Source organism: Sorangium sp. So ce204, assembly GCF_051526795.1.
Lineage (GTDB): Bacteria > Myxococcota_A > Polyangia > Polyangiales > Polyangiaceae > Sorangium > Sorangium cellulosum_B.
In genome coordinates, this window is sequence record NZ_CP150317.1 from 2,518,286 (window position 1) to 2,536,803 (window position 18,518).

The following is an 18,518-nucleotide window of genomic DNA, read 5'->3' on the forward strand; positions in this document are numbered from 1 at the left end:
GGAGAGGCGATGGCGGTGAGGCGCATTGTGGCGATCGTGCTCCCGCAGCTCGCGTGCGAGCTGGTGAAGCAGCGCGGGCCGGTCTCGCCGAGCGGGAAGGCGCCGCTCGCGGTGATCCTCGGGGGCGAGGAGGACCGCCGCGCGGCGCTCGCCCCGCAGCCCGAGCGCGAGCCGCAGGCGCCGGCGGCGGTGATCGACGTGGTCGACGACGAGGCGAGGCGGTACGGGGTGAGGCCGGGGCAGAAGGTCGTCGAGGCGGCGGCGCTGGTCGCCCACCTCGCGATCCACCGGGTGACGTTCGCCGAGATCGACGCGGCGCTCGGCCGGGTCGCCGAGGTGGCGCTCGGGCTCGGGGCGACGGCGGCGATCCAGCTCGGCGAGCAGGGCGCCCCGCGCGCCGGCGCGGCGCGGGCGAGCCGCGCTCCCGAGCGCGCCGCGAGCGAGGCGCGGAGCCCGTGGGGCGACGGCCCGTACGACACGGTGTGGCTCGACATCACCGGGGCGTCGCACCTCGTCGGCGGCGAGGAGGCGCTGCTCGGCGAGCTCGGCGAGCGCGTCGCGGCGCTCGGCCACCGGGCGCGGCTCGCGATCGCCGACGGGCCGCGGCTCGCGCAGGCGCTCGCGCGCTTCGGCGCGCACGCGGACGGCGGGGGAGGGGCGGAGGCCCCGATCGCGCCGCCAGGAAAGGGGGCGCAGGCGATCGGGCCCTTGCCGGTGCAGGCGCTCCCGGTCGAGCGCGAGGTGGCGAGCTTCCTCGTCCGGCTCGGGGTGCTCCGCGTCGAGGATCTCGCGCGCCTCCCGCGGGCGCAGGTGGCGGCGCGGCTGGGGCCGCGGACGGCGGACGTGATGGAGCTCCTCGCAGGCCGCGATCCCGTGCCGCTCCTGCCGTTCGAGGTGCCCCGACTGCTCGAGGAGGAGGTGCTCTTCGACGAGCCGATCGAGAGCGCCGAGTCGCTCCTGTTCGTGCTGCGCGGCATGACGTCGCGGATCGCGTCGCGGCTCGCCGCGCGCGGGGAGGCGTGCGGGCGGCTCAACGTGGCGATCGCCTACGATCGCTCGATCGCGCGGCTCCGCCTCGGCGAGCGCGAGGACGACGCCGCCGCGGCGCTCCTGGAAGACGACGGGCGCGGCCCTTCGCTGCGCTTCCACGTCGACATGCCGGTGCCCCTCTCGGACGCGGGCGATCTGCTCCGTCCGCTGAAGGCGAGGCTCGAGCGGATCGAGCTCGCGGCGCCCGCGGTGGGGGTGCACGTCATCGCCTCGCGCATCGCGCGGGCCCGCCGGGTGCAGCTCGATCTGTCGCGCGACCGGTCGGTCGATCCCGACAGCCTGCCGGCGCTCCTGGCCGAGCTCTCGGCGGAGATCGGCCAGGAGCGGGTGGGCATCCTGGAGATCGCCGACGCGCACCGCCCCGAGGCGCGCTCGCGGCTCGTGCCGGCCTCCGGCGAGGCGGCCATGACGCGCGCGTCCGCCGCGGCCCGCGCGCGCACCGCGGCGGATCGGGGCGCGGCCGAGCAGGCCGGGGGCGCGGACGCGCCGGCGCTGGAGCCCGCGCGGCTCCTCGCGCAGCCGATCCCGCTCGGCCGGGTGGGGCGCGGGGCGATCGTGGCCGTCGATCGGCACCTCTACGCGATCGAGCGGCTCTCCTTCGTGATGCGCATCGACGCGGTGGAGTGGTGGACGCCCACGCCGGCGTCGCGCGATTACGCGCGCGCCTGGCTCGTCTCGGGCTCTCCGTCCGGCAAGGCCGCCCCGGCGCGCCTCGGCGAGCTGCGCCCTCCTCGAGACGGCGCGAGCGCGAGCTCCTGCGGCGAAGCGTGGATCTACGTCGACCGCGCGACGGGCGAGGCGTTCCTGCAGGGGTGGTGCGAGTGAGCGCCGGCGCGTCGGTCCCGTTCGTGGAGCTCTGCGGCCGCTCCTGCTTCTCGTTCCTGGAGGGCGCCTCGCACCCCGAGGAGCTCGTGCACCGCGCCAAGGAGCTCGGCCTCGAGGGGCTCGCGCTCTGCGATCGCGACGGGATCTACGGCAGCGTGCGCGCGCACACGGCGGCGAAGAAGGTCGAGCAGCGGGTGATCGTCGGGGCCGAGCTGACGCTGGGCGCGCCGCGCGGGGGCGCCGAGCGCGCGCCGGAGGTCCGGCCGTCGGTGGTCCTCCTGGTCGAGGACAGCGAGGGTTACGCGAACCTCTGCCGCCTGCTCACGATCGCGCATGCCGAGTGCGAGAAGGGGATGGCGAGCATCTCGGCGGAGGCGATCGCGGCGGCGCAGCGAGGCCTCTCCGCGATCGTGCCGCTCGATCCTCTCGTGCCCGAGGGCGTCTCCGGCGCGCTCCTCGGCACGCTGCGCGACGCGTTCGGCGAGCGCGCGCTCGTCGCGACCTGGAAGCACCTCGATCGCCGCGACGGCGAGCGCGTCGCGGCGGCCCTCGCGGCGGAGCGCCGCTACGGCCCCTGCGTGGTGGCGACGGCGCGCCCGCTCTATCATCACCCGTCGCGCAAGCCGCTCGCGGACGTGCTCGCGTGCATCCGGACCAAGACCACGCTCGATCAAGCGGGGACGCGGATCGCGCCGAACGCGGAGGCGTACGTGCGGTCCGGCGCGCAGATGGCGGCGCTGTTCCGCGATCATTCGGCCTGGGTCGCGCGCACGGTGGAGGTCGCGTCCCGCTGCCGCTTCTCGCTGTCCGAGCTCCGCTACAGCTTCCCGAGCGACGCCCTCTGCATGCCGGGGGAGACGTCGGATCAGGCGCTGCGCCGCCTCACCGAGGAGGGCTGCCGCGACCGTTACCCGGAGGGGGCGCCGCCTCCGGTGCGCGCGCAGATCGAGAAGGAGCTCGCCTTGATCGCGAAGCTCGGCGTGGCGCCCTATTTCCTCAGCGTGCAGCAGGTCGTGAAGATCGCGCGCGCGCGGCAGATCCTCTGCCAGGGCCGCGGGAGCGCGGCGAACAGCGCTGTGTGCTTCGTGCTCGGCGTGACGGCGGTGGACCCGGCCCGGTCGAGCCTGCTCTTCGAGCGCTTCCTGTCGGAGGAGCGCCACGAGCCCCCGGACATCGACGTCGATTTCGAGCACGAGCGCCGGGAGGAGGTGATCCAGGCGATCTACGAGATGTACGGGCGCGACCGGGCGGCGATGGTCTCGGAGGTGATCGCCTACCGCGGCAAGAGCGCGCTCCGCGAGGTGGGCAAGGCGTTCGGCTTCTCGGCGGATCAGGTCGACCGGCTGAGCGGCCTCGTGCATCACCACGAGGCGGACATCACCGAGCAGCGGGTCAGCGAGGCGGGCCTCGATCCGGATGACGTGCGCGTCCGGCAGGCCGTCATGATGGCGAGCGCGCTCGAGGGCTTCCCGCGCCACCTCTCGATCCACGTGGGCGGCTTCGTGCTGTCGTCCGAGCCGCTGCACAAGGTGGCCCCGGTCGAGCCTGCGCGGATGGAGGGCCGCACGGTGATCCCGTGGGACAAGGACGATCTCGACGATCTCGGCTTCTTCAAGATCGACGTCCTGGCGCTCGGCATGCTGACGGCGATCCGCAAGGCGCTCGGCTTGATCCACTCGGACCGGTACGCCGGGCTCGCGGGTCGCTTGGTCGACGCGGCACGGGACCCTGCGCCCGCAGGGGTCTCGTTCCACGCGGGCCGAGGCGCCGCGTTCGATCCGATCGCGGCGCTCGCGCAGATCCCGCCGGAGGACCCGGCTGTCTACGAGGCGATCGGCCGGGCCGACACGGTGGGGGTGTTCCAGATCGAGAGCCGCGCGCAGATGGCGATGCTCCCGCGGCTGAAGCCGAACAAGTTCTACGACCTGGTGATCGAGGTGGCGATCGTGCGCCCCGGGCCCATCCAGGGCGGGATGGTGCACCCCTACCTGCGCCGGCGGACGGGGCAGGAGCCGCCGGTGTCCCCGCACCCGTGCCTGGATCCCATCCTGGAGCGCACGCTCGGCGTTCCGCTCTTCCAGGAGCAGGTGATGCAGATCGCGATGGTCGGCGCGGGCTACACGCCGGGCGAGGCCGACCAGCTGCGCCGCGACATGGCGGCGTGGAAGAAGCACGGGCGCCTGGAGCGGCACCGCGGGCGGCTCATCCAGGGCTTCGCCGAGCAGGGGATCTCGGCGAAGTTCGGGGAGATGCTGTACCAGCAGATCCAGGGCTTCGGGGAGTACGGCTTCCCGGAGTCGCACGCGGCGAGCTTCGCGCTCCTCGTGTACGCGTCGGCCTGGCTCAAGGTCCACCACCAGGCGGCGTTCACCTGCGCGCTGCTCAACGCGCAGCCGATGGGGTTCTACAGCCCGTCGGCGCTGGTGCAGGACGCGCAGCGGCACGGCGTGGACGTGCGGCCTGTGTGCGTGGTGCAGAGCGCGTGGGACGCGACCCTGGAGCCTTCCGCCGAGCCCTCGGCGGGCCCGGCGCTGCGGCTCGGCATGCGGCTCGTGAAGGGGCTCGGCGAGGCGGCCGCGGCGGCGATCGTGGCGGCGCGCGAGGAGGCGCCGTTCACGAGCCTCCCGGATCTCGTGAGGCGCACGGAGCTGAAGAAGAACGAGGTGGAGGCGCTCGCAGAAGCGGGCGCGCTCGCCGCGCTGGTGCCTGCCCGGAGAGAGGCGCTCTGGCGCGCGCGCGCCCCCCGCGTGGAGGGGTTGTTCGAGGGCGTTCCGATCGAGCAGGACCGGGACGTCGGGCTCCCTCCGCTCAGGCCGCTGGAGCAGCTCGCGCTGGACTACGGGCGCGTGGGCCTGTCGCTGCACGACCACCCGATGCGGCACGTGCGGCGGGCGCTCAAGCGGCGGCGCGGGGCCGGGCGCGTGCGGACCGCGGAGGAGATCAAGGCCGCGCGCGACGGGGAGAGCGTGCGGGTCGCCGGGATGGTGGTCGGACGCCAGCGGCCGGCGACCGCGAGCGGCGTGACGTTCATGACGCTCGAGGACGAGACCGGCGTGGTCAACGTCATCGTCCAGCGGCAGGTCTTCGCGGAGTACGAGCACGTGGCGAGGAACGCGGCGCTCCTGCTCGTCGCCGGGCGGATCGAGCGGCAGGGCGAGGTCGTCCACGTGCTCGCGCGCGAGCTCGATCGGCTGGAGCTGCCCAGCGGCGAGGAGATCGCGCTCAAATCGCGCGACTACCGGTGAGGGCGCGCCGACGCCGCGCTCCCGGAGCGCGGGGCGATCGGCGGCGCGTGAGGAGAGCACGCGCGCTCGTCAGCGAGCGGCGACGACCTCGTCGACCAGCGAGAGCAGCGTCGCCGCGTCGAACGGCTTCAGGAGCAGCCGGGCGTTGACCTGCTGCAGGAACGCCTTGCTGCGCTCCGTGAACGCGCCGCCGGTCAGGAACACGACACGGCGCTGCTGCTCGGGCGCGTGCTCGGCAAGCGAGGTGTAGAAATCCATCCCCGTCATGTCGGGCATCATGAGGTCGCACAGGATGGCGTCGTAGCGCTCTCCGGCGCGGATCCGGCGGAGCGCGTCGCGCGCGCTCGCTGTCGCGGTCGTCTCGTGCCGTGGCTCGAGCGTCCCCGCGATCGCCCGCGTGAGCAGCGGCTCATCGTCGATGATGAGGACCCGCTGCCGCTGCGCCGCCTCCGGCGCGAGCGCGTCGAGGCTGCCGCTCTCGCGCGGCCACCTCGACGCGCGCGAGCCGGGCGCAGCGGAGGCGCGCGCCTCGCTGGCCGCGGCGGCGGGGAGGACGAGGCGGAACGTGCTCCCCTTGCCGGGGCGGCTGTCCACCTCGATCCGACCCCCCAGCGCCGTGACGATGGAGTGGCAGATCGCGAGCCCCAACCCGAGCCCTTCGCCAGCTTCCTTGCTCGTGTAGAACGGCTCGAAGACCCGAGCGAGCGACTCGGGCGCGATCCCGGCGCCCGTGTCGCGCACCTCGACGACGACCGACCCCTCGGCGTCGCAGCGCGTCGAGAGCTCGATCTCGTTCTGCTCGGCGAGCCCCTCGGGGATGGCCTGCGCGGCGTTCACGATGAGGTTCAGGAAGGCCTGCGCGAGCCGCGGCTCGTTCGCCTGGACGGGCGGCACCTCCTGGAAGCTCCGGACGACGCGGGCGCGGTGCCGGATCTCGTTCATCGCCATGTGGACGCAGGCGTCGAGCACCCGCCGGGGGTCGACCGGCCCGCGTCGGTCCTCCTCGGCGCGCGAGAAGCTGTGGAGATCGCGCACGATGAGCCGCACCCGCTCGGCGCCCTCGCGCGCGTCCTCCAGCAGGCTCAGCACGTCGGAGAGCTCGCTCGACGGCGCGCGGCCGTCGCCGTGAGAGCGCGCCCAGGGGCCGCCGCGCGCCGCGCTGTTCCGCCGATCGAGCGAGCCGATGCGCCGGATGGCCGCGTCGACGTTCGTGATGACGAAGGCGAGGGGGTTGTTGATCTCGTGGGCGACGCCGGCGGCCAGCGTGCCGACGCTCGCCATGCGGCCGGCGCCGACGAGGCGGGCCTGCGTCTGCGCGAGCGCCTGGCGCGAGGCGGCGTCGCGCGCGGCGCGCTCGCGGACGAGGGAGAGCCGCGCCCGGGGGCCCGCGCCGTCGCCGCCCGCGAGCAGGAAATCGCTCGCGCCGGCCGCGAGGATGCCGTCGATGTCCCCGTCGCGCTCGGTGATCGCGAGGACGAACACCGCATCGCCGCCGGGCTGCGCCCGCACGCGGCCGCAGAGCGCGGCGGCGCTGGCGGGCTCGCTCCAGTCGACGGCGAGCACCGGCGGCGCCTCGCCCAGGCACCGCTCCAGGGCATGCGCGGGGTCGGAGGTGACGCCGACGTCCGGCGCGTGACGTCGGATCAGCGCTTCGAATCGCTCGCTCGCCGCGGCGCGCCCGCGGAGGAGCAGGATGGCGGCCGGCTCCGCGCAGCCCATCGACGTCCTCTCAGCTGTCCTTCGAAGACCCGTTTCAGGTGTTCTTCGAAGATCCTTTACCGCATCTCCATCCCGGCGTGCAGGCATGGTGATCCGTTCCGCTGCGCCTGCCAGGCGCCTCGCCGCGTCGCCGGTCTCCTTCGCGCCGCTCGCCAGCCGGTCGGCTCGCCCGCTTCGCGCGGCTATCGGGGGCTGGACGTCGCGTCGTCGTCCGGATCGCCGTCGTCGGCGACCCTCGTCGCGCCGTCCGCGAGCAGCGGGTACAGGCTCTCGACGAACTCCCCGGAGAGCCGACCCGCGAGGTGTGCATCCATCCGCGCCATCGCCTCGCGCAGCCGATCGATCTCGGCCGAGAGCGCTGCCTTGAGCGGCTGGCGCTGCGCCTGTTCCATCCAGGTGAGCTCCACGAGCGCCTCCTCGAGGTGCGCGCGCGCCGCACCGCCCGCCTCGCCCGCGTCGGGTTCTCGGACCAGGTACTCCGCGACGCGCACGCGCCCGCGGTAGCGGACCCGCGTCCGCTCGAGGAAATCCCGGTACGGCTTCACCGCCCCGCTGAGCGCCTGCACCGCCGCCGCGAGGGCGTTCGCCTCGCCCCGGAGCGCCTCGCGATCGGCGCCGGAGAGCGCCGGGTTGTGCTCGACGTGGGCCTCGAGCGTCGCCAGCACCTCGCGGGCCCAGCGGAGGTGCCGGAGCCCCGAGGCGCCGCGCGACAGGCGCCGCCCTGCCGCCCCGTCCGCGCTCACGCCACCGCCGCCGCCGGCGCCGCCTCGCGCTCCGGGCGCTTCGCCGTCTCGTTGATCTTCACGCTGACGAGCTTCGAGACGCCGGGCTCTTGCATCGTCACGCCGTAGAGCACGTCGACCGACTGCATCGTGCGCTTGATGTGCGTGATGAGGATGAACTGCGAGTGGCTCGTCATGCTCCGGATCGCCTCGTTGTAGCGGGCCACGTTCGCCTCATCGAGCGGCGCGTCGACCTCGTCGAGGATGCAGAACGGCGACGGCTTGAACTGGAAGATCGCGAAGATGAGCGACACCGCGGTGAGCGCCTTCTCGCCGCCGCTCATGAGCTCGATGTTCCCGAGCTTCTTGCCCGGCGGCTGCGCCAGGATCTCGATCCCCGTCTCCAGCATGTCGTCGGGGTTCGTCAGCCGGAGCTCCGCCTGCCCTCCGCGGAACATCTTGGGGAACAGGGTCTTGAAGCGCGCGTTGATGCCGTCGTACGTCGTCTTGAAGAGCCGCTTCGACTCGCGGTTCATCTGGGCGATCGCCTTCTCGAGGTCGTCGATCGCCTTCTCGAGATCGGCCTTCTGGCCCGAGTAGTACGTGTACCGCTCCTCGGCCTCGGCGTGCTCGCGCACGGCGTCGAGGTTGACGGGGCCCATGCGGTCGAGCAGCTCCGTCAGCTCCTGGATGCGCGCGCGGTGCGAGGCGTCGGCGGGCGGCCGCTTGTGGTAGTCGCCGACCACGCGGGCGAGCTCCAGCCCGCGGAAGCGCTCGCGCACCCCCTCGATGAGGTGGTCGTGCTCGACCCGCAGCCGCTCCAGCGCGAGCTCGTGCTTGCGGAGCCGCTCCGACACCTCGGCCAGCTCCTGCCGCAGCCCGCGCAGGTCGGCCTCGCGCACCCCGTGCGCGTGCCGCGCCTCGTCCAGCGAGCGCCGCGCCTCGGTCAGCGCGGCCTGCGCCGCGTGGGCCTCGGCGACGGCGCGGACCAGCGCCTCGCGCGCGATCATGATCGTCGCCGCGGCCTTCCCCGCGCCCACGGCGCTCTCCGTCCGCTCCTGGTCGAGCCGGGCGATCCGGCCACGGAGCTCGTTGCACGACCGCGTGAGCCGCTCGACCGTGCCCCGCGCCGCCGCGGCGCGCTCGCGCACGCGCGCGAGCTTCACCTTGCGCTCGGTCACGACCGACTGCTGCCCGAGCACCCGCTCGCGCCACTCGGCCGCGACCTGCTCGGCGTGCTCGAGGCCGGCCGCCGCCGCCTCGCGCGCCGCTCGCCCCGCCTCGAGCTTGTCGCGCGCCGCTTGCTGCTCGCTCCCGCCGGCGTCGAGGTTGTCGGCGAGGTCCTCGAGCTCGGATCGCACCACGCCCTCGCGCTTCTGCGCCGCGGCGAGCTGCTCCTCCGCGCGGCGGAGATCCTTCTCGGCGGTCACGAGCGCGAGCTCTCCCTCGTGCGCCTCGCTCCGCGCCCGCTCCAGCGCCGTCCCCACCTCGGTGATGCGCAGGCGGAGCTTCTGCTGCGCGTCGAGCAGGGCCGTCACCTCCTCCGACTTGGTCGCGACGAACTCGTGCAGCGCGCGCATCTCCCGCTTCTGCTCGATCATACCGGCCGCGACCGCGTCGCCCGAGCCGCCGCTCACCACGCCGTCCTCGCGCAGGACGGTGCCGTCGAGCGTCACGAGCGTGCACCCCGCGCCCTCCGCCGCGAGCCGCGCCGCGACCTCGGCGGAGGCGACGACCACCGCGTCCCCCACGAGCGCGCGCGCCAGCGCCTCGTCCTCGGGCGCGAAGACGAGCCGGTCCACGAGCGGCCCGAGCACGCCCTCCCCGCGCGGCGGCCGCCGCGCCGCGCCGGCCACGAACGAGGGCCGCGCCGCGATCACGCTCGCCCGCCCCCGGTTGTTCTTCGACAGATCCGCGAGCAGCGCGATCCCGCGCTCGACGTCGCTCACGACCGCGCACTGCAGCCGGTCCCCGAGCAGCCCCGCGAAGGCCGCGGTCAGCTCGGCCGGCGCCTCGATGCGGTCGGCCACGAGCCCGAGCAGCGCCGGGTCCTTGGTCTTGAGGAGGTTCTTCACCCCGGCGCCGACGCCCTCCAGCCGCGCGTGCAGCTCCTCGAGCGCGCGGAGCCGGTTGCGCCGCTGCCCGAGCTCGTTCTTGGCGTGCTCCACGGCGCGGTCGCTCGAGACCGCCTGCTCGCGCAGCGCCTTCATCTCTGCGTCCAGCCGCGTCCGGTCTTCCGCCGAGATCCGCTTCCCCTCGGCGAGCTCCGCCACGTTGCGCGTCAGCGACGAGCGCCGCCGCTCGAGCTCCTCCGACTCGTACATCAGCCGCCCGAGCTCGTCCTCGAGCTTCGCGCGCCGCTGGCTCATCTCCGCCATGCGCCGATCGAACCCGGCGAGCGACGCCTCGGCGGCCGCGACCGCCGCGGTGGCCTCGGCGGCCCGCCGGCGCAGGGCGGCGACCTCGTGCTCGGCGGTCCGCTCTCCGTGGCGCAGCTCCTCGAGCCGCTCGTGCTGCTCGAGCGCGAGCTCGCTCTCCCGCGCCTCTTCCTCGTCGACGCCGGCGAGCTGCGCCTCGAGCTGCGCCTTCTCTGCGCTGAGCTCGTCGACCGTCTTCTCGAGCTCTCCCTGCTCCTTGGCCGCGGTGACGAGCCGCTCCTCGAGGTGCCGCAGGCGGTCGCGCGCCCGCGCGATCTCCGCCTCGTGGGTGCGCACCTGGTTGTCGGCCGCGAACGCCTCGTTCTGCGCGCGCTCGGCGCGCTCCTCGCAGGCGAGGGCCTCGAGCCGGGTGACCTCGATCTCGGCCTCGCGCGCCGAGAGCGCCGTGCGCGACGCCTGCTCGCGCTCCGCGTGCGCGGCCCTGCCGTGCGACTCGTGCTGCGTGAGCACCGTGATCTCGAGGAGCTTGTGCGACGCCTCGTGGAGCACGAGGTCCTCCAGCTCCTTGCGGTAGTTGACGTACCGCTCGGCCTTGGCCGCCTGGCGCTTCAAGGACGCGAGGTTCCGCTGGATCTCGGAGACGATGTCCCCCACGCGGAGCAGGTTCTGCCGCGTCTGGTCCATCTTCTGCTCGGCCTGCTTCTTCCTGGCCTTGTATTTCGTGATGCCGGCGGCCTCCTCGATGAGCATCCGCCGGTCCTCGGGGCGCGCCGAGACGATGAGCCCGATCTTTCCCTGCTCGACGATGGAGTAGGCCTTCGTGCCGACGCCGGTGCCGAGGAAGAGGTCGGTCACGTCCTTGAGCCGGACCTGGGTCTTGTTGATGAGGTACTCGCTCGTCCCGTCGCGGAAGAGCCGGCGCGTCACCGCGATCTCCGCGTAGTCCCGGTACTCGAGCGGCAGCTGCGACGCCGCCGTCGGCTCGCTGTTGTCGAAGGTGAGCGTCACCTCGGCCATCCCGTGCTGGGCGCGGGTCTCGGAGCCGTTGAAGATGACGTCCGACATCGACTTGCCGCGCAGGTGCTTCGCGCTCTGCTCCCCGATCGCCCACCGGATGGCGTCGACGATGTTCGACTTGCCGCAGCCGTTGGGACCGACGATGCCCACCACGTCCGTGTCGAAATGGACCACCGTCCGGTCGACGAACGATTTGAACCCGCTGATCTCGAGCTTACGAATGCGCATGACGTCCCCGGGACCGGCCGGGCGGGCTTAAACGTATCGTCACAGCACGCCACGTACCGTCACAACTGGCGTCTCGGGGTCTACGTGGGCTGGCGCCGCGCGGCAAGAGCGGAATCCTGGCTCCTGACGCGCGCCGAGGACCAGGTCTTGCGCATCCCGCTGGTGCAGCGATGTCCGGAGCGCAAGGTGTGCTTTTGGCAGCCGCCTTGACAGGTGGCTAACGTGGCCATACTCCTCGGGTTGTTCCGAGGAGTAGAAACGTCATGCCCACTTACGAGTACGCCTGCACATCTTGCGCGCATGAATGGGAGGCCGAGCAGTCCATCAAGGAGGCCGCGCTCTCGGAGTGCCCGTCGTGCCTCAACGCGACAGCCCGGCGGCAGATCTCGCGCGGCACGGGCTTCATCCTCAAGGGCAGCGGCTGGTACTCCGACCTCTACGCCTCGGGGTCGAACAAGCCGCCCGCGAAGTCGGAGGGCGGGTCGGGCAGCTCCTCCGGCTCGGAGGGGGCGAGCTCGGACTCCGGGTCGAGCAGCGCCTCGCCGGCGAGCGGCAGCACCAAGAGCGACTCCAGCGCGTCGTCCGCCTCCTCCTCCTCCGCGGCGGCCTGACGCCAGCTCGGCGAGCAGCGACGGGGGTGTGGCCAGCGCGGTGCAGCGCGCAGTGGCGCCGTCGTGGTGCGCCGGCAATGCTGCGTGCCCACCGGCGCCGGGCGCGGTGCTAGGGTGCCCTGGATGGATGAGAGAAAGCGACTTGAGGAGCTCCGCCGGCAGCTCACGGAGCTGGATCAAGAAATCCTTCGCAGCATCGAGCGGCGGGCTCGCATCGCGCACGAGCTTGCCAAGCTGAGGACGGGCACGGCCCGGTTCGCCCCCACGGCCGACGCCGCCCACGTGCAGGCGCTCGAGCGCGCCGTGACGCCGCCGTTCCCGCAGCGCGCGGTGCGGCCGATCTTCGTCGCCATCGACGCGGCCTCGCGCGCGTTCGAGGTCGCGCCCCGGGTGGCGTACCTGGGGGCCGAGGGCGACTATGGCTGGACCGCGGCGCACGATCACTTCGGGATCGGAGGCGAGTTCGTCCGCGCCGACAGCCCCCTCGCCGCCATCGAGGAGGTCGCGCGCTCGCGCGCCGACTTCGCGGTGATCCCGTACGAGTCGCTCAAGGAAGGGCCGATCTTCCCGACGATCCAGGCGATCGGCGGCGCCGATCTCAAGGTGGTCGGCGAGCGCCAGCTGGTGCAGGCGCTCGACCTCGTGAACCGGACGGGCAGCCTCGCCGCCGTCGAGCGGGTGTACTCCTCGCCCCAGGATCACGTGGCCTGCGTGAACTACCTCGAGCTCCAGCACCCGCGCGCGCTGGTGCTCGACGTGCGGGGCCCGCAGGCCGCCTGGGATCTCGCGGCGGAGAACGAGGGCAGCGCCGCCATCGTCCCCCGCGGCTTCGCGGGCGGGCAGGAGCTCAGGGTCGCCCGCGAGAACGTCGGCGACGAGGGGGAGCTCCGGATCCGCTACGCGGTGCTGTCCCGGCTCCCCTCGCCGCGCTCGGGCCACGACGCCACGGCGATCCTCTTCAGCGTCCACGATCGGCCCGGCGCGCTCCACGACATCCTCCAGCACTTCAAGGAGCGCAGCTGCAACCTCCGGCGGGTCCACTCCCGCCCCGTCCCCGGCGAGGGCTGGGACTACGTGTTCTACGTGGAGGTCAGCGGACACACGACCGATCGGGCGCTCGTCGCGGCGCTCGAGGGCGTGAAGCGCGAGACGAAGATGCTGAAGATCATCGGCTCCTTCCCGCTGGAGCGCCCCGACCCGCCGCACGAGCGAGCTTGATGGCGAACGAGATGGTGCGGACGCTGTTCCATTCCCGAGGCGCTGCCGCCCTGCGCCGCGCGGCGGGCGCGATCGCGATCGCGGCGCTCGCCCTCCAGGCGCTCGGCGGCTGCGGCGGCGCCGACGACAGCCTCGCGCTGGTCGGCGGAGAGAAGATCGACGCGACGGCGATCGATCGCGACCCCCTGGCCGTCCTCCCGAGCGGCGCGGTGATGCTCGGTTACCTCGACGCGGCGGCCATGTTCACGTCCGGCCTGGGAGGAGAGGTCAACCAGATCGTCACGAGCCTGCTCCCGCTGGGCCCCGAGTCGAACTTCGTCCCGTCGCGCGACATCGTGAAGGTCTACGGCGGCCTCTATGCCATGCAGGGCGCGGACTTCTGCGCCGTGATGCAGGGCAACTTCGACGTCGACGCGATCCGCCGCTCCGCCGACGCCAGGTCGGTCACCGTGATCGGCGCGCCGCTCGTGAAGACGCGCTACGCGGACAACGATCTCTTCACGGCCGGCAACGTCGGCTTCGTCGTGCTCACGCCGCACACGATCCTCACCGGCAACGAGACCGGGATGCGGCGGGCCCTCGATCGGCTCCGCTCCGGCAAGCTGACGCGCTCCGTGCCTTCGTGGATGGTCGAGCTGCTCGGGACCAAGGGCGCGTCGTTCGCCGTGGCCGGCGATCTCTCGAGCCAGGCGGCGGTCGCGTCTGCGGCGGGGCAGTTCCCCTTCCTCGCGGGGCTCCAGTACGTGCGCGTCATCGGCAACTTCCAGCCGCCCGGGGTCAACTTCGCCGGTGCCCTCACGTACACGGACCCGCAGAGCGCGGCGAACGGCGCTGTCGCGCTCCGCAACCTCGAGCAGATCGCCAGGATCGCGACCCTGCTCTCCTCGTGGGGCTTCGGTTACGGCTCGGTCCCTCCGATGCAGGTCGCGCAGCGCGAGAGCGACGTCGCGTTCACGCTGCCCCTCGGCGAGGGGATCGTGCGCATGCTCCTCCGCACGGTCGCCGACACGGCGCGGAGCGTGGCGCTCGTGCGCTGACTCACGCCTTGCGGAGCGGCGCGCGCGAGGGCGGCGCGGCGTGGGCGGGGTCGTCCGGCCACGCGTGCTTCGGGTAGCGGCGGCGGAGCTCCTTCGCGATGGCGGGGTAGTGGCGCGCCCAGAACCCCGACAGATCGGTCGTGACCTGCACGGGGCGCTGGTTCGGCGCGCACAGGTGCAGCACGACAGGCACCCGTCCACCGGCGACGCGCGGCCCCTCCGCCATGCCGAAGAAGTCCTGCAGCCGGGACGCGAGCGACGGCGCCGCGCCCGCCGTGTACTCGAGGCGCGCCCGCCGGCCGCCGGGCAGGACGATCGACTCGGGGGCGAGCTCGGCGAGCGCTCGCGCCTTCGCGGGGCCCAGCGAGGCCTGCACGGCGCTCGAGAGATCGGCGTCGCGGAGCTCGGCGAAGCTCCTGCGCCCGTCGCAGAGCGCCTCGAGCGTGGCGAGCACCGCGTCCTCGTCCACGTCCGGTAACGCCGCGTCGGGGCAGTGCGCGCGCACGAACGCGACCCGCAAGAGCCAGCTCTCGAGGGCGTCGCCCTTCACGAACGCTCGCCACCCCTTCGCCCTCGCCTGCGCCGCGAGCTCCCGCGCCGCCGCTTCCGCCAGCGGACCGCCGGCGCCGGCGGCCGGCCGCGCCTCGTCGAGCACGAGGGCGTCGTACGACAGCCGGCGCACGACCTCGACGCGCTCCGCGGCGGCGTTCCACGTCGCCTCCGTCGTGTCCCGGATCGCGTCCGTGAAGAGGTCGAGCAGCCAGTCGGCCTCGATCGCGCTCGCCGCCCGGACGACCGCGCGCGCCGAGCGCCCCTCGCTGCGCTCCTCGATGTCGACAGCGACCACGAGATCGACCTCGTCGATGACGCTCGCCTCGGAGAGCGCGGCCGTCCCGCCGGCGGCGAGCACGACCTCCCGTCCGGTCCGACCCGTCGCGCTGATCGGCCGGCGGAGGCGCCCGACCCGGTCGGGGTATCCGGAGAGGATCGCGATGCGCTGGGCGATCTCGCGCGCCTCGACGGTCTCCGGCGGCGCGGCGCTGCGGTGATCGGCGAGCCGCGAGAGCTGCTTGCGCGTCCGCTCCACGGTGAGCGCGCGCGCCGGGTCCACGCCCAGCCACCGCAGGCGGTCCGCCGCGAACCGCGCGCGATCCGCCTCCTCGAAGGCCTGGAGCGCGGCGAGCAGGTCGGAGCTGTGCCGCGCGTCGCTCCTCCGACCATGGGGCTCCCGCGCGCCCGACGGCGCGCCGAGGTCGCGCTCCGCGACGAGCGCCGCGAGGGTGCACCCGTCGCCGGCGACGCCGCGCCGCTCGGCCTCGACGATCATCCGCGCCTGGCGCGGGTGCGCCGGGAAGCGAAGCATCCGCCTTCCGGTCGGCGTCACGCGCCGCCCCTCGTCGAGCGCGCCGAGCCGCACGAGCAGCGCCTCGGCCGCGGCGAGCCCGGCGGCGGGCGGCGCCTCCAGCCACCCGAACGCCTCGAGATCCGTGACCCCTGCCGCGCAGAGCTCGAGCACCGTCTCCGCGAGATCGAGCCGGCGGATCTCGGGCGCCTCGTGCTCCGGCCGCGAGGCGAGATCCCCGCGCGTGTAGAGCCGGAGGCAGCGGCCGGGCCGCGTCCGCCCGGCGCGCCCCGCGCGCTGCGCCGCGGAGGCGCGGGCGATGGGCGCGACGCGGAGCGTCGGCAACCCCGACCACGGCGCGTGCGCGGCCACGCGCGCGAGGCCGCTGTCGACGACCGCGACGACGCCGTCGATGGTCACGGAGGTCTCGGCCACGTTGGTCGAGAGGATGATCTTTCGCCGATCCGCGGGGCGCACCGCGCGGTCCTGCTCGGCCGCGGACAGCGAGCCGTGGAGCGGCAGGATCAGCAGGTCCTCGCTCTTCGCGAGGGCCGCGCACGCTTCCATCGCCCGCCTGATCTCCGCGGAGCCGGGCAGGAACACCAGCACGTCGCCGTCGAGCCCCTCCTCGATGAGCTGCCGCACCGACGACGCGACGAGGCTCTCGAGCGTCCTGTCGCCCCAGTGCGCCGGGGCGCGGCGGTCGCCCGCGGCGTGGGTCGACGCGCTCACCCGGGCGCTCGGCAGGTACTCGATCGCGACGTCGAACATCCGCCCCTCGGCGCGCAGGGTCGGCGCCGCCGAGGCTCCCGCCGCCGCGGTGTCGTGGCCGCGCTCGGCCTCGGCCGCCGGGGCGGGCTGCGCCTCCGGCCCGCCGAGGAACGCCGCGATCGGCCCGGCGTCGAGCGTCGCGGACATCACCACGAGGCGGAGATCGGGCCGCGCGCCGCGCTGCAGGCGCCGGAGCAGCGCGAGCGCGACGTCGCCGGCGAGGTGCCGCTCGTGGAACTCGTCGAGCACCACGGCGCTCACGCCCCGGAGCTCGCGATCGACGAGGAGCCGCCGCGTCAGCACGCCCTCGGTCACGAAGCGGACGCGCGTGGCCGGGCTGGACGCCTCCTCGAAGCGCATCGTGTAGCCCACGGTCTCGCCCACGCGCTCGCCGAGCTCTTCGGCCACGCGCCGCGCGGACAGGCGCGCCGCGAGCCGCCGCGGCTCGAGCACCAGGATCTCGCCGCGCTCCGCGAAGCCCGCGTCGAGCAGCGCGCGCGGCACGCGCGTCGTCTTGCCCGCCCCGGGCGGGGCCTCGAGCACCACGCTCGGGCGCGCGCGCAGGGCGGCGCAGAGATCGGGGAGGATCGGATCGATCGGCAGCGGCTGCATGGCTTCGGCGCTCTCCGCGCGATGGGCGCGCGGCAGCGGAGCCTAGCAATCCTTGGCGCGCGCGGACCTGTGATACTCGTCGAATTGCCGTGAGCGCATCGACCGATCCGACCCATCTTTCCGCGACCGCGCTCGCCACGCTCCTTTCGGCGCGCGAGATCAGCTCCGAGGAGCTCACGCGGGCGCACCTGGCGCGCATCGAGGCGCTCGAGCCGCGGCTCCGCGCCTTCACCCAGGTGCTCCGGGACGAGGCGCTCGCGGCCGCCCGCGGCCTCGACGAGGAGCGTCGTCGCGGGGACATCCGCGGCCCGCTCCACGGGCTCCCGATCACCGTGAAGGAGTCGCTCGACATGGCCGGCATGGCCTCGACGCTCGGCGTCGCTTCCCGCAGGGGGCATCGGGCGACAAGCGACGCGACGGTGATCGCGCTGCTCCGACGCGCGGGGGCCGTGATCCTCGGGCGCACGAACGTCTCGCAGCTGCTGCTGTACAACGAGGCGCGCAACCCGCTCTTCGGGCAGACGGCGAACCCGTGGAGCCTCGATCACAGCCCGGGCGGCTCGTCCGGCGGCGAGGCGGCCGCCATCGCGGCGGGGATGTCGCCGCTCGGGATCGGCACGGACATCGGCGGCAGCATCCGCGTCCCCGCGCACTGCTGCGGTATCGTCGGCCTCAAGCCCACGCTCGATCGCTGGACCAACAAGGGGAGCAACACGGCGCTCCTCGGACAGGAGGCGATCCGCGCGCAGGTCGGGCCGATGGCCAGGAGCGCCCGCGACGTCGCGCTCGTCATGTCCGAGCTCGATCCCGCGTCGATGGCGGAGCTCGACGTGCGCGTGCCGCCGCTCCCGATCGTCGAGCCGGGGAGCGTCGAGGTGGCGCGCCTGCGCGTCGGGTTCTACTGCGACGACGGGCTGGTGCCTCCCTCGACCGCCGTTGCCCGCGCCGTCGCGAAGACGGCGTCGGCCCTGCGCGCGCGGGGCGCGACGGTCGTGCCGTTCACGCCGCCCGGGATCCCCGACGCGGTCTACGCGTATTTCGCGGCGCTCTCGGCGGACGGCGGCGCGACGGCGCTGTCGCTCCTCGACGCCGGCGAGGACGGCAGCGAGGCGACGGACATCGACGTCTCGCTCCGCTCGCTCCGCACGATGGCCTCGCTCCCGCCGCTCGCGCGCCGCGCCGCCGCGCGCGTCGCTGGCCTCGCGGGCGAGCGGCGGCTCCAGCGTCTCCTCGAGGTCACCGGGCCGAAGTCGGTCTCGGAGTTCTGGCGCACCACGCACGCGCTGCGCGAGGCGCGCGCCGCGATCGCGTCGGCGATGCGCGCCGAAGCGCTCGACCTGCTGCTCTGCCCGCCGTACGCCACGCCGGCCCTGCCGCACGCCGCGTCGCGCGACTTCGTCCTCGCGGGCAGCGCCGCGATGCTGTGGAATCTCACGCAGTTCCCGGCCGGCGTCGTCCCCGTGACCCGCGTGCGGCCCGAGGAGGCGCGCCGCGAGCGGCCACGCGACCGGCTGGAGAAGCGGGCCGCCGAGGTCGATGCGAAGAGCGTGGGCCTGCCCGTCGGGGTGCAGGTGGTCGGCTTCCCCTTCACCGAACACGTGGTGATGGCCGCCATGATCGCCATCGAGGACGAGCTCGCCGGCGAGGCCGATCGGCCCGTCACGCCTGTCTCACCGCCCTCGCTCGCCGGATGACGCGGCGAACGCCGGGAGCCGGCTGACCAGGGCGACACCGGCGCTCCAT

The 18,518-nt window shown here is 74.1% G+C and carries 10 protein-coding genes; 6 read left to right on the forward strand and 4 right to left on the reverse strand.

The window, feature by feature from the left end:
* Nucleotides 1-9 precede the first annotated feature (9 nt).
* Together WMF22_RS09540 and WMF22_RS09545 are read left to right on the forward strand one after the other, a co-directional pair.
* Nucleotides 10-1,875, forward strand: coding sequence for a DinB/UmuC family translesion DNA polymerase (locus WMF22_RS09540; protein ID WP_438035524.1), 1,866 nt, complete (start codon nucleotides 10-12; stop codon nucleotides 1,873-1,875).
* Nucleotides 1,863-5,120, forward strand: a complete 3,258-nt coding sequence (locus WMF22_RS09545) for an error-prone DNA polymerase (protein ID WP_438035525.1) — start codon at nucleotides 1,863-1,865, stop codon at nucleotides 5,118-5,120. Before WMF22_RS09540 ends, WMF22_RS09545 begins: the two co-directional genes overlap by 13 nt.
* Before the next feature lie 69 nt (nucleotides 5,121-5,189).
* On the opposite strand, the gene WMF22_RS09550 is transcribed toward WMF22_RS09545, so the two are convergent.
* From WMF22_RS09550 to smc, 3 genes are all read right to left on the reverse strand, one after another.
* Nucleotides 5,190-6,839: an ATP-binding protein gene (locus tag WMF22_RS09550; RefSeq protein ID WP_438035526.1), complete on the reverse strand. Its 1,650-nt coding sequence runs from the start codon at nucleotides 6,837-6,839 to the stop codon at nucleotides 5,190-5,192.
* Nucleotides 6,840-7,021: 182 nt separating this feature from the next.
* A complete protein-coding gene (locus tag WMF22_RS09555) occupies nucleotides 7,022-7,582 on the reverse strand; it encodes a hypothetical protein (protein ID WP_437298789.1) in 561 nt (186 codons plus the stop codon).
* Nucleotides 7,579-11,184, reverse strand: a complete 3,606-nt coding sequence (gene smc / locus WMF22_RS09560; protein WP_438035527.1) for a chromosome segregation protein SMC — start codon at nucleotides 11,182-11,184, stop codon at nucleotides 7,579-7,581. The genes WMF22_RS09555 and smc overlap by 4 nt, the downstream gene beginning before the upstream one ends.
* A gap of 263 nt (nucleotides 11,185-11,447) precedes the next feature.
* Between smc and WMF22_RS09565 the strand changes: the two genes are divergently transcribed.
* The 3 genes from WMF22_RS09565 (at nucleotide 11,448) to WMF22_RS09575 (ending at nucleotide 14,050) form a co-directional block, all read left to right on the forward strand.
* Complete coding sequence (locus WMF22_RS09565) at nucleotides 11,448-11,795, forward strand: FmdB family zinc ribbon protein (protein WP_437298791.1); 348 nt, start codon at nucleotides 11,448-11,450, stop codon at nucleotides 11,793-11,795.
* Between the two features lie 123 nt (nucleotides 11,796-11,918).
* Entirely contained in the window at nucleotides 11,919-13,013 is a 1,095-nt protein-coding gene (locus WMF22_RS09570) for a bifunctional chorismate mutase/prephenate dehydratase (RefSeq protein WP_437298792.1), read from the forward strand.
* The gene (locus WMF22_RS09575) at nucleotides 13,013-14,050 is read left to right on the forward strand and encodes a hypothetical protein (RefSeq protein WP_437298793.1); all 1,038 of its coding nucleotides are present in this window, start codon (nucleotides 13,013-13,015) and stop codon (nucleotides 14,048-14,050) included. Before WMF22_RS09570 ends, WMF22_RS09575 begins: the two co-directional genes overlap by 1 nt.
* Nucleotide 14,051: 1 nt before the next feature.
* Here WMF22_RS09575 and WMF22_RS09580 read toward each other — a convergent pair whose 3' ends face one another.
* Nucleotides 14,052-16,775 (reverse strand): ATP-dependent RNA helicase, encoded by a 2,724-nt coding sequence (locus WMF22_RS09580; RefSeq protein WP_438035528.1) that lies wholly within the window; start codon nucleotides 16,773-16,775, stop codon nucleotides 14,052-14,054.
* Nucleotides 16,776-16,864: 89 nt separating this feature from the next.
* Between WMF22_RS09580 and WMF22_RS09585 the strand changes: the two genes are divergently transcribed.
* The gene (locus WMF22_RS09585) at nucleotides 16,865-18,469 is read left to right on the forward strand and encodes an amidase (protein WP_438035529.1); all 1,605 of its coding nucleotides are present in this window, start codon (nucleotides 16,865-16,867) and stop codon (nucleotides 18,467-18,469) included.
* The last annotated feature ends 49 nt before the right edge of the window (nucleotides 18,470-18,518 follow it).

Coding starts and splice junctions, on each gene's coding strand:
- WMF22_RS09540 (WP_438035524.1), top strand. CDS start 10: ATGGCGGTGAGGCGCATTGTGGCGATCGTGCTCCCGCAGCTCGCGTGC.
- WMF22_RS09570 (WP_437298792.1), top strand. CDS start 11,919: ATGGATGAGAGAAAGCGACTTGAGGAGCTCCGCCGGCAGCTCACGGAG.
- WMF22_RS09575 (WP_437298793.1), top strand. CDS start 13,013: ATGGCGAACGAGATGGTGCGGACGCTGTTCCATTCCCGAGGCGCTGCC.
- WMF22_RS09565 (WP_437298791.1), top strand. CDS start 11,448: ATGCCCACTTACGAGTACGCCTGCACATCTTGCGCGCATGAATGGGAG.
- WMF22_RS09580 (WP_438035528.1), bottom strand. CDS start 16,775: ATGCAGCCGCTGCCGATCGATCCGATCCTCCCCGATCTCTGCGCCGCC.
- WMF22_RS09550 (WP_438035526.1), bottom strand. CDS start 6,839: ATGGGCTGCGCGGAGCCGGCCGCCATCCTGCTCCTCCGCGGGCGCGCC.
- smc (WP_438035527.1), bottom strand. CDS start 11,184: ATGCGCATTCGTAAGCTCGAGATCAGCGGGTTCAAATCGTTCGTCGAC.